The 10,652-nt window shown below is 69.2% G+C and carries 13 protein-coding genes; 4 read left to right on the top strand and 9 right to left on the bottom strand.

The annotated features are described in order from the left end of the window. From HNP73_RS22020 to HNP73_RS22010, 3 genes are all read left to right on the top strand, one after another. A partial coding sequence (locus HNP73_RS22020) for a TrbG/VirB9 family P-type conjugative transfer protein (RefSeq protein WP_184155300.1) occupies positions 1–513 on the top strand: 513 nt, incomplete at its 5' end. Continuing rightward, positions 510–1,787 carry a TraB/TrbI/VirB10 family type IV secretion system protein gene (locus HNP73_RS22015; RefSeq protein WP_184155297.1) on the top strand — a complete coding sequence of 426 codons (1,278 nt, stop codon included), beginning with the start codon at positions 510–512 and terminating at the stop codon, positions 1,785–1,787. The genes HNP73_RS22020 and HNP73_RS22015, both read left to right, overlap by 4 nt. After that, positions 1,787–2,806 carry an ATPase, T2SS/T4P/T4SS family gene (locus HNP73_RS22010; protein ID WP_184155293.1) on the top strand — a complete coding sequence of 340 codons (1,020 nt, stop codon included), beginning with the start codon at positions 1,787–1,789 and terminating at the stop codon, positions 2,804–2,806. The genes HNP73_RS22015 and HNP73_RS22010 overlap by 1 nt, the downstream gene beginning before the upstream one ends. A 3-nt stretch (positions 2,807–2,809) precedes the next feature. Here the strand turns inward: HNP73_RS22010 and HNP73_RS23805 are convergent, their stop codons facing one another. Continuing rightward, complete coding sequence (locus HNP73_RS23805) at positions 2,810–2,941, bottom strand: hypothetical protein (RefSeq protein WP_281379327.1); 132 nt, start codon at positions 2,939–2,941, stop codon at positions 2,810–2,812. 272 nt (positions 2,942–3,213) lie between these two features. On the opposite strand from HNP73_RS23805, the gene maiA reads away from it, so the two are divergent. Further along, complete coding sequence (gene maiA, locus HNP73_RS22000; RefSeq protein ID WP_281379331.1) at positions 3,214–3,693, top strand: maleylacetoacetate isomerase; 480 nt, start codon at positions 3,214–3,216, stop codon at positions 3,691–3,693. Positions 3,694–3,725: 32 nt separating this feature from the next. Here the strand turns inward: maiA and HNP73_RS23800 are convergent, their stop codons facing one another. The 8 genes from HNP73_RS23800 to HNP73_RS21960 form a co-directional block, all read right to left on the bottom strand. Continuing rightward, positions 3,726–3,932, bottom strand: coding sequence for a deoxyribodipyrimidine photo-lyase (locus HNP73_RS23800; RefSeq protein WP_343063426.1), 207 nt, complete (start codon positions 3,930–3,932; stop codon positions 3,726–3,728). Positions 3,933–4,123: 191 nt separating this feature from the next. Continuing rightward, positions 4,124–5,194: an ABC transporter ATP-binding protein gene (locus HNP73_RS21990; RefSeq protein ID WP_184155290.1), complete on the bottom strand. Its 1,071-nt coding sequence runs from the start codon at positions 5,192–5,194 to the stop codon at positions 4,124–4,126. 36 nt (positions 5,195–5,230) lie between these two features. Further along, positions 5,231–6,049, bottom strand: a complete 819-nt coding sequence (locus HNP73_RS21985) for a carbohydrate ABC transporter permease (RefSeq protein ID WP_184155287.1) — start codon at positions 6,047–6,049, stop codon at positions 5,231–5,233. After that, on the bottom strand, positions 6,046–6,915 hold the full coding sequence (locus HNP73_RS21980; protein WP_221289031.1) for a carbohydrate ABC transporter permease: 870 nt from the start codon (positions 6,913–6,915) through the stop codon (positions 6,046–6,048). The genes HNP73_RS21985 and HNP73_RS21980 overlap by 4 nt, the downstream gene beginning before the upstream one ends. Before the next feature lie 74 nt (positions 6,916–6,989). Further along, entirely contained in the window at positions 6,990–8,309 is a 1,320-nt protein-coding gene (locus HNP73_RS21975; RefSeq protein WP_184155283.1) for an extracellular solute-binding protein, read from the bottom strand. A gap of 14 nt (positions 8,310–8,323) precedes the next feature. Further along, positions 8,324–9,187 carry an ROK family protein gene (locus HNP73_RS21970; RefSeq protein WP_184155280.1) on the bottom strand — a complete coding sequence of 288 codons (864 nt, stop codon included), beginning with the start codon at positions 9,185–9,187 and terminating at the stop codon, positions 8,324–8,326. Then, positions 9,180–9,854 carry an N-acetylmannosamine-6-phosphate 2-epimerase gene (locus tag HNP73_RS21965; RefSeq protein ID WP_221289028.1) on the bottom strand — a complete coding sequence of 225 codons (675 nt, stop codon included), beginning with the start codon at positions 9,852–9,854 and terminating at the stop codon, positions 9,180–9,182. The genes HNP73_RS21970 and HNP73_RS21965 overlap by 8 nt, the downstream gene beginning before the upstream one ends. Before the next feature lie 65 nt (positions 9,855–9,919). Further along, complete coding sequence (locus HNP73_RS21960) at positions 9,920–10,651, bottom strand: GntR family transcriptional regulator (RefSeq protein ID WP_184155277.1); 732 nt, start codon at positions 10,649–10,651, stop codon at positions 9,920–9,922. Between the last annotated feature and the right edge of the window lies 1 nt (position 10,652).

Here is a 10,652-nt window from a genome sequence, read left to right as displayed (position 1 = left end):
ATGACGGTCTACACCTCGCAGAACACCTACACCTTCGAGCTCCGCGCCGTGCCGATCCCGGCCGGCTCCTCGACCCTCAGCTACCGGATCGGTTTCCGATACCCCGAACGCGAGCGGGCGAAGGTGGCGAGCCGTCAGGTCGAGCAGGCGCGGCCGCGCGATCCGAACTACTATGTTGCCGGTGCCGCGACGAAGTTCCGCCCCGTGGCGGTCTATGACGATGGCCGGCGCACCACCTTTGAGTTTCCGCGCGATGCGCCGCGGCCGGCGATCTTCCGCGTCGACGAGCAGGGCCGCGAGAGCATTATCAACGTTCGCGAGACCGAGACCGGCGCAGTGGTCATGGGCACCTCCGACCGCTGGACGCTCCGGATCGGCGAGGAAGAGCTCTGCGTCGCCCACGGGCGGGTCATCAAGACCGTCCCCGGCGGCCGCCGCGCCAAGGCGCTCCGCTCCGGCTATCTCGTCGCGACCAGCCAGCCCGCCTCCGCCATCCCCGGTCTCCCGAAATGACCGAGAAGAGCGAGGAGGAGCTCGCCCGTCTCGATCTTATCCGCCGGCGGATGGCGCCGGCCCGTCCCGGCCGCGGGCCGCGCACCGCCGGCGGCATCCTCATCGCCGTGCTGCTCGTCGTCGGCGCGCTCTGGACCTTCGCCCCGGCGCAGGTCCGCTCGCTCTTCGGCTTCGGGACCTCGCGCCCGCAGGATATGCAGCAGCCGGCCGCCTTCACCGACGGCATCTCGACCGAGGTCCCGCGCGGCGAGAGCGTCGACACCGCGCAACTCTCGACCGAGCTGCCGGTGGCGCCACCGAAGGCGCAAGGCCTGACCCCGGAGGATCAGCTGCGCCTCGACCAGATGGAGGCGCGGCTGGGGGCGCTTGCCGACCAGCCCGGCGGGATGACCCGGGAGGAGCTTCAGGCGATGCTCGACCAGAACGCCGCGCAGCTCCGCGCTGAAATCACCCGGCAGCTCCTCGCCCGGAACCCGGTCACCGCCGGTGTCGATCCGACGGGCGCCGCGGCCGAGGCCGAGGCGCGCAAGCGCATGGAGGAGGAGCGGAAGCGCCGCGAGGCGATCAACAAGGCGCAGATCGCCTCGAACGGCGTGGTGATCGACGGGGTGAACGGCGGGGAGACCGCCGCCGGCGGCGCTGGCGGGCGGCGGCTCTCCGAGAACGAGGGCTTCCTCGCCGCGGCGGCCGAGCAGACCCACAAGACCGTGCGCGCCGAGCAGATTGCCGATCCGTCGCGGACCATCGTCCAGGGCACGATCCTCGAAGGCGTGCTCGAGACGGCAATCAACACCGATCTCCCCGGCGCGATCCGGGCGGTGCTGACCGAGGACGTCGTCTCCTACGACGGGTCGACCACGCTCCTCCCCCGCGGCACCCGGCTGATCGGCAGCTACAGCTCCAACGTCAAGATCGCGCAGCGCCGGGCGCTGATCGCCTGGAACCGGGCGGTGACGCCGGCGGGGACCAGCGTCGCGCTCGGCGGCATCGGTGCCGATGCGCTCGGGCGGAGCGGGCAGACCGGGCATGTCGACACGCATTTCTGGGAGCGGTTCGGCTCGGCGGCGCTGATCTCGATCTTCGCGCTCGGGCCGCAGTTCGCCATCGACGACGAGACCGACGAGGATGTCGCCGACGCGATCGACGCCATGGGCGGCGACCTCGAGTCGACCTCGCGCTCGGCGCTCGACGCCTACCTGCGCATCCCGCCGACGATCAACGTCGACCAGGGCGACCGGCTCACCATCTTCGTCAATAGAGATCTGGTGTTTTGATGGGCGAGACCCCTGCCCGGCTCGCATCCAGCAGTCATGCCGAGCACGATCTCCGGGAACTCCGGCCGCTGCTCGTCGCCGACGACGTCAACGAGGTGGTGATCAATCCCGACGGCCAAGTCTGGGCCGAGCGCGCCGATGCCGAGCACATGGTGAAGACCGGGCACAGGTTTCCACAGGGGAAGGTGTTGCAGCTCAGCAAACACCTTGCCGGGGAGACGATGAATCGGCTGGGGCCGAAGCATCCGATCGTCTCGGGGAGCCTGCACGCCTTCGGCCAGGTGTTGCGCGTGCAGATCGTCGTGCCGCCGGCGGTTGAGGAAGGGGCGTCGCTGTCGATCCGGAAGTACGTCTCGCGGATCCTGGACGTCGGCGAGATCGGGTTCCTGGAGGGACGACAGGTGAGCGTCGAAGGCGAGCGGCGCGCGCGGCTCGCGGAGCTCGCGGAACTGGCCGAGGCCGGGCGGCTCGCCGAGCTTTTCCAGCGGGCCATCGATCAGCGGATGAACATCCTCGTTTCGGGCGGGACGTCGTCAGGCAAGACCACGGTGGCGCGGGCGCTATTGTCCCTTGCGCATCCAGCAGAGCGACTGGTGACCATCGAGGATGCTCGGGAGCTTCATCTGCCGCATGAGAACAGTGTGGCACTGATCGCCGAGCGGATTGAGGCGTCGGAGCGGACGCCAGCTAAGCTGTTGGTGGCTGCACTTCGGATGAGACCTGATCGGCTCATCCTTGGCGAGATGCGTGGCGAAGAGGCCCTCGCCTTTCTCGAGGCGATCAACACCGGCCATCCTGGCTCGATCAGCACGATCCATGCGGACAGTCCGGTTCTGGCATTAGAGCGACTAGCGCTGATGGTGATGCGAGTCGGCAACCGGCAGACTCGGAGTGATGTATTGGAGTATGCGGCTCGCACGCTCGACCTGATCATCCAAGTTGGACGCCGCGGCGGACAGCGCGGTGTCCTAGAGATTCATCTGCCAGCCTTGGCAAAGCCTATTCCGGGCCCCCGCTAGACTTCAGCCCATCGTCGGCATGAACTCAGCCTCGGCCCGCAAGCCGGTGGGCCAGCGGGTGGTGATGGTCTTCAGCAGGGTGTAAAGGCGCGGCCCGTGCATGTGGTGGTCGCCGAAGAGCGTCGCGTCACGCACTCGGCGGATCAATTGTCAGCCAAAACGCCTCGAAGCGAAAGCGAGCAAGTGTGGAGGCACCTGAAGCGCGGTTGACCCGCTGCGCGCCCGTCACCTACCCCTTGATGTCCGACCGGGACGATTTGTGAGAGGCCTGGATGGTCCTGAATGGCTTTTTCCTCAGCTCAGCGGCGCATCGCCTTCGCATCGCCCTAAACCTCAAGGGTCTCGGCTACGAAACCCATTCCGTCCATCTTCGCCGGGGGGACCAGCGCTCTTAGAGCTACCTTGCGCTGAACCCGCAGGGGCTGGTGCCGTCGCTGGAAACCGACGACGGAACGGTGCTGACCCAGTCGATCGCGATTGTTGAATGGTTAGACGAGATGTATCCCGAGCCGCGGCTGCTGCCGGAGAGCGTGACCCTTCGCGCGCATGCCCGGGCGTTTGCCCAAGCGATCGCCTGCGACATCCACCCGCTGCAGAATCTGCGGGTACTTCGCTACCTGAAGAAGACGTTTGGGCAGGACCAGGACGGCCTCGACACCTGGTGCCGGCACTGGATCACCCCCGGCCTCAACGCCTGCGAAGCCATGCTCGGCAGGGAGAGGAAGGGTGCCTTTGCCTTCGGCGATGCGCCGGGTATGTGCTCGGCCGAGCGCTTCGGCGTCGACACGACTCGCTACCCGCAGCTCCACGCTCTCAGGGCACGTTGCGAGACGATCGCTGCCTTTGCGGATGCCCACCTCACTTGGCAGCCCGACTTCCAGGCATGAAGTCAGGCGCATTCGATCCGCGATCGGGGGACCTACGAGACCGTGATCGCCTCGGTGGCGCCGGTCTCTCGCATGAGGGCCGGCAACGCTTCCTCCGCCCGCTCGCGGCGAAGAACGAGCCGGCTCCCGGCTTTCTCGAGACTCTCCGCAAGGTGCTCGACGAGTGCCAGTCCCAACCGCCACCGGCTGGCCGCCCCCAAGGCCTCGGTCTCGGGATCGAGCACGACGACCGGAACCACAGTGCCGCGGCGGCCGCGAGAGCGGGTTGTCCGCGAGCCGCAGATCGCGGCGGAACCAGTGGATGGCGATCTCGTCCGAAGTCTCTGCGTTCATGCGCCTCCTATATTGCAAAGCAGGCGGCAGGCGCGCGCTTCCGCGGAGGATCGGGCTGGATCGAAAGCCGAGAGAGGGGCGCCACCGGATGCTTGCCTTACCTCTCGCCACCCGCCAGCGCGCGGCCCTCTCCATCGAAGAGATGGACGGCGGCGGGAGATATGGCGACACCCACTGCCTCGCCTACACGGACGGGGGCGCGGCCTGGGACGCGGAGGGTGACTTCGGTGCCCTCGGCATGCGCCACGAAGACGATCGAGTCGGCGCCCAGGTACTCGACATCCGACACGGTTCCGGTCAACGCCCCCGCCTCCGGCGCGGCGAACTCCAGATGTTCGGGCCTGACCCCCAGTTGCGTCGGCGCGCGCCCCCGCGAAGGGAGCGGCACGGCAACGGGCGGTCCCCCGAGGATCGACACGCCGCCGTCCGCGGCCCGGGCGGGAAGGACGTTCATCTTCGGGCTGCCGATAAACTGCGCCACGAAGAGGTCGGCGGGCCGGTGGTAGAGCGCCTCCGGCGTGTCGAACTGGCGCACCGAGCCCGCGTCCATGACCACGATCCGGTCGGCGAGGGTCATCGCCTCGACCTGGTCGTGGGTGACATAGACGGCGGTGCGGCCGAGGCTCCGGTGCAGCTTGGCGATCTCGTGGCGGGTCTGGACGCGAAGGGCGGCGTCGAGGTTCGACAGCGGCTCGTCGAAGAGGAAGGCCACGGGATCGCGAACGATCGCGCGGCCGATCGCAACGCGCTGGCGCTGGCCGCCCGAGAGCTGCTTGGGCAACCGGTCGAGCAGCGGCTCCAGCGCCAGGATGCGCGCCGCCTCGGCCACCTTGGCGTCAATCTCCGGCTTCGGCACCCGCGCGGTCTCGAGGCCGAAGGCCATGTTTCCGCGCACCGTCATGTGCGGGTAGAGGGCGTAACTCTGGAACACCATGGCGAGGCGGCGGTCCACCGGCTCGAGCGCGGTCACGTCGCGCCCGTCGATCTCGATGCGGCCGGCCGTCACCGGCTCGAGCCCGGCGATGAGCCGCAGGAGCGTGGATTTTCCACAGCCGGACGGGCCGACCATCACCACGAACTCGCCGTCGCGGATGGCGAGGTCGACGCCGCGGATCACGTCCACGCCGCCGAACGACTTCTTCACACCCTCAAGCGCCAGCCGTCCCATTGGCTTTTCCCCTCGCGTCAGTTCGGTTCCGTCGCTTCAGCCCTTCACCGCGCCGGCCACCATGGCGCGGCCGATCTGCTTGTACATGGCGAGCCCGAGGATGACGGGCGGCAGGCTCGCCACCACGATCACCGCCGCCGCGACGCCCCACTGCACCCCGCCGCCGCCGGTGGCGAAGAAGAACGACGCGCCGACTGTCATCGGCACGGCGTGCTGGGTGGTCAGAATCAACCCGAACAGGAACTCGTTCCACGCGGTGATGAAGCCGAAGACGAAGGCGGTGGCGAGCGCGGGCCGCACGGTCGGAAGGATGATGCGCGCGATGAGCCGGCCGGTCCGCGCGCCGTCCATGGCGGCGGCCTCGTCGAGCTCGCGGGGGATCTCCGCGATCGCGTTGAGCAGGATGAGCATGGTCAGCGGCAGGTTCACGACGGCGAGCACGAGCCCGAGGCCGATCCGCGTGTCGAGCAGGCCCACGGCCTGATACATGAGATAGATCGGGATCGCGAAGATGATGAGCGGCAGCGCGCGGAGGTTCACCACCAGCGGCAAGAGCAACCGGCGCCCGAAGCCGCGCCGCGCCGCGGCGAAGGCGAACGGCAGGCAGAGCGCGAGCGGCAGGAGCGAGCCGATGAGCGCGGCGATGACGCTGTTGGTCAGGTAGGCCCAGACGTTGAGGCGGTCGCTGACCGTGACGACGGTGGCGTAGTTGGCGAGCGTCGGCGACTGCACGATCAGCCCCGGATTCGACATGATCTCCGCGGGCGGCTTGAGCGATGTCACGATGGTCACGATGACCGGCATGTTCATGACGAGGACGGCGATGACGAGCACCGCCCAGCGGAGGGCGTTCATGCCCCTGCCCTCCGGTCGGCGGCGCGGAGCGCGAGGAAAAGTCCCGCGAAGGCCGCGAGCGCGAAGAGCACGGAGGCCGCGAGCGCCGGTCCGAGGGAACCGCCGCGGAAGAACGACGTGTAGATGTAGATCGGCAGCGAGGTCGTGGACCCGCCCGGGCCCGCGCCGACCAGCACGTAGATGTTGTCGAAGACCCGGATGCCGTCGATGAGCCGGATCACCGCGGCGAGCGCCAGCGTCGGCATCAGCATCGGCAGCTCCACCCGGCGGAAGGTGCGCCAGCCCCGCGCCCCGTCCATGCGCGCGGCCTCACGGACGTCAGCGGGGATTGAGGAATAGGCGAGGTGGAAGAGGAGGAGCGCGAACGGCGTCCACTGGAGGATCTCGATCACGCAAACGGTCCAGAACACCCAGCCGGGGCTCAGGAAGGCGGGCGAATTGCCGAACCACTCGAAGAGGTAGTAGGGCAGCGGCCCGACGAACTCGTGGAGCACCAGACGGTACATCAGGCCCATCATCGCGGGCGCGATCATTATCGGCAGCGTGAGCAGCGCGAGCAGCCACGGCCTTGCCTGCAGGAGCGGCGACAGGAACACCGCGAGGAAGAGCCCGAGCGCCACCTCGACTGTGGCGGTCAGCACGCCGAACCGCAGGGAGAACCAGACTGCGCGCCAGAACGCCGGGTCGGAAAGCACCGCGGCGAAGTTGCCGAAACCCGAAAGGCGCGGGGTGCGCAGGGTCTCGAAGGTCACGTCGGAAAGACTGTAGAAGACGTTGAGAAGGGAGGGAAACCCGAGTAGCAGCAGGAGATAGAGCACCAGCGGTGTTGCCAGCAGCCGGTTTTCCCGCGTCTTCGGAGCCATCATGTCGGTCCTCCCGCCGTGTGGCGCGCCCGCGCGGGGGAAGCTCCCGCGCAGGCGCCCGGTTCAGGTGCGGAACGTCACTTCCCGGCGAGGAACCCGGTCATGCCCTTGGTCGTGTTGGCGAGGGCCTGGTCGAGGCTCTGGGTGCCCGCCCAGTAGCCGGTGAACTCGGCCGCCTGGAGCTGGTAGATCGCGAGTGCATTGGCGCTGGTGCCGCCCCGCATGACGTAGCCGTACTGGCTTGCGTACTCGCCAAGCGGCGCGAGGTCGGGTCGTTCACCGACCACAGCTTCGAGGGCCGCGCCAGTAAGTCCCGGAGCGCCGCCGGCGCGCGCGTAGGTCGCCATCGCCTCGGGGGTGGCGAGCCACTGGAGGAAGCGCTGCGCGCCCTCCTTGTGCGTGGAGGCCGCGTTCAGCCCGAGGCCGAGGCTGTGGACATGGGTGAAGCGGCCCGCCGGGCCGGCGGGAGGCGCGATGGTGGCGGTGACGGCGGCCACCACCGGCGCCTTCTCGGGATCGGTGAGCTCGGCCGCGGCGGCGTTCCACTGCACCATCGTCGCCACCTGCCCGGACGCATAGGCGGCATTGGCTTCGGCAAATTCGTAGCCGGTGGAGTCGGGCGGCGTGGCGCCGGCGTCGTAGAGCATCTTGTAGAGATCGAGGCCGGTCCGGTAGGCCTCGGAATCGACGGTCACCTTGCCCACCTCGTCGGTCCAGTCGCCGCCATAGGCGCGGGGAAGCGACTGGAACACCATGATGTTGAAGAGCAGGTTCTTCATCTGCAGCACGGTGCCGTAGCGCGTCGGGCTGTCGGGGTTGACGCCTTTGGTGAAATAGAGCGCCGTCGCCGCCCAGTCGCGCCACGTCCACTCGTCGGGCGCCTTCGGGGTCAGGGCTTCGCCGAGGTACTTCTGTGCGATCTCGGCATAGCGCTTGGAGGCATCCGCGTCCTTCAGCAGTGCGTCAACGAGATCGGTCCGATAATAGAGGAAGTGCAGGGACAGGTCGGTGGGCACGCCGTACTGCTTGCCGTCAAACTGCATCGTGGCGAGCACGGAGTCGCCGAAGGTCGTGGCCGCATCGGGACCGAGATCCACAGGCGTCATGAAGGGCGCGTAGCGGCCGATCGAGTAAGTCGCGATCTGCTGAGCGTCGAACGCGGTGGTGCCCGCCGCGAGATCGGCGGCGAGCTTGTCGTAGAATCCATCACGCGAGGTGAAGAGGAGCGCTACGCGATCCTCTTCGGGAAGCCCTTCCCGGGCATTGTACGCCTCGGCCGCCGCGCGGAGCGCGATTTCTTCCGGGCCGCCCGGCCACCCGAGGACCGTAACCTCGGCCAGCCCCGGTGTCGCGAGGGCAAGGAAGGCGAGCGTGGCCGACAGTGTCTTTGCTTGCATGCGAGTCTCTCCCTCTAAACCGCATCCTGTTTCGCGATGTCAGCCGCGCCAACGAGGCCCGCCCGGGTTCCCAGTGCCGCGGCGACGAGCCGTGGCCGACGGACGGGGGGCGTCGACGCGAGCGCCGCCTCGAGGCGCGCCAGGTATCCGTCGGCAAGCCCGATGCCGCCGCCCACGACGATAACGTCGGGCGCGATCGCGAGCTGGATGTTGGCGAGGAGGCGCGACGCGCGGTGCGCCTGTCGCGACAGGAGCGCCTCCGCCCACGCCTCTCCCCTCCCGGCGGCTTCGAATACCCCGCGCGCGTCCAGCCCGTGCCCCTCGCGCGCGGCCTCGGCCGCGACCCAGCGGCCGGCGATGCCGTCCTCGACGTGGGCGAACGCGCTGTCCTCGGGGAGGGGGTAGGCGATGCCGAAGTGGCCCGCGAGCCCCCCGCGGCCGCGCACGAGCCGCCCGCCGAGGACGATGCCACCGCCGACGCCCGTGGAAACCGTGACGAAGACCATGTCCGCGCCCTGCCCGGCGCCGTGCCGGTATTCGCCCCACGCGGCGGCCTGCGCGTCGTTGAGCGCGACGGCGGGGACGCAGAAACGGGTGCGCAGCCGCTCTTCGAGCGGGAAGCCGTCCGGAATGGCCAGCGTGCCGGGGTTGAGCGCCGACCAGCGGCCGTCCGCGACGATGCCGGTGACGGCGGCGACGACCCGGTCGAAGCGTCCCGCCCAGGCTTGGGCCTCGCGGCCGGCGGCGTCGATCCAGACGTCGGGGCTCGCCGTGGCGTCGGTCGGCACCCGCGCTTCCGCGAGCACTTCGGCGCCGCGCACCAGGGCCGCGAGCGTCTTGGTCCCTCCCACGTCGAGGACCAGAACCGACTCAGCCATCCTTGCGATTCCCCTCCGCCAACGCCTGAACGAACCAGCTCGTCACGTGCTCGGTTCGCGTGATGGCCGACCCCACCACCACCGTGTCCGCCCCGAGCGTCCGGGCGCGCGCGGCCTGCTCGGGCCGGTGATAGCGCCCCTCGGCCACGACGAAGCCGCCGACGCGCCCGAGCGCCGCCACCAGCTCGTAGTCGGGTTCGGCCGGCACGTCGCCCCCGGTGTAGCCGGACATGGTGCTGCCGAGTACGGATGCCCCGGCGTCGTGCGCCGCCTGGCCCTCCTCGGCGGTCGCGCAGTCGGCCATGGCGATCAGCCCGCGCGCGGCGATGCGCTCGATCAATGGCTGCACCGCGACCGGGCGCGGTCGCAGGGTGGCGTCCACGGCAATGATGTCCGCGCCCGCGTCGGCGAGCGCGTCGACGTCCTCGAGATACGGCGTGATTCGCACGGGAGAGTCGTCGAGGTCGCGCTTGATGATCCCGATGATCGGCGCGTCCGTCGCGGCACGTACGGCAACGACGTTCGCCACCCCCTCGATCCGAAGGCCCGCCGCGCCGCCTGCGAGGGCGGCCAGCGCGAACGCCGCGACGATCTCCGGCCGATCCATCGGCCCGTCGGGAACGGGCTGGCACGAGACGACGAGCTTGCCCCTCAGTCTGTCGAGCATCGGCTTTCCTCCCCATGAGGGTAATGCCACGAAAGGCTTCGCCTGCAAACTGGTATTTGACTGGTCTAGCGGATGAGATCCACGGTAAAGTCGTACGCCTCGCCGAGATAGCGGGTTTCGGTGAATTCGACGGGGACGCCCGCCGCGGCGAAGCAGCGCCTTTCGATGCTGAGGAGGGGAGCGCCGGGCGCGCAGCACAGGTGGCGCACATCCCGCGGCAGAGCCACCACGGCGCGGAACCGCTCGCTCCCGCGCACCGGCCGCATACCCAGGGCGTCGAGCGCGGCATAGAGCGACTCGCCGACCATGGACGGATCGGGGAGGATCGCCGCAGGGAGCACCGCGCGCTCGATGGCGACAGGCTCCAGGTCGGCCAGACGCACGCGCTCGATGCGCACCACGCTCGCATCCCCTTCCAGCCCGAGCGCTGCCATCTCGGCCTTGGTCGGTCTCGCCACCGTGCTGGCGATCAGGACCGCCCCGGGCGTCCGGCCACGCGCCCGCATGTCCTCGGAGAAGCCGACCAGTCGCGAGACCGACTTCTCCAGTCTGCGCGCCACGGCCGTCCGGGCGCCCTGCTGGCGTGCCACGAGGCCGTCCTCGCTCAGTGCGCCGAGGGCGCGGCGGAGCGTCATCCGCGAGACCCCGAGTTCGTTCGCGAGAAGGCGTTCGCTCGGCATCGGCATGCCGGGCCGGATCAGACCTTCGGCAATGGCTGCTGCGATCTCGTCCCGGATGCTGATCCAAATCGGCTGAAGGCCACGCTCGACCAGGCATTGCTTGAGCCGCCCCGCCAAT

This window comes from Amaricoccus macauensis, from assembly GCF_014201905.1.
In the GTDB taxonomy this organism is placed as follows: Bacteria; Pseudomonadota; Alphaproteobacteria; order Rhodobacterales; family Rhodobacteraceae; genus Amaricoccus; species Amaricoccus macauensis.
This window is presented reverse-complemented; position numbering and strand designations above follow the sequence as displayed.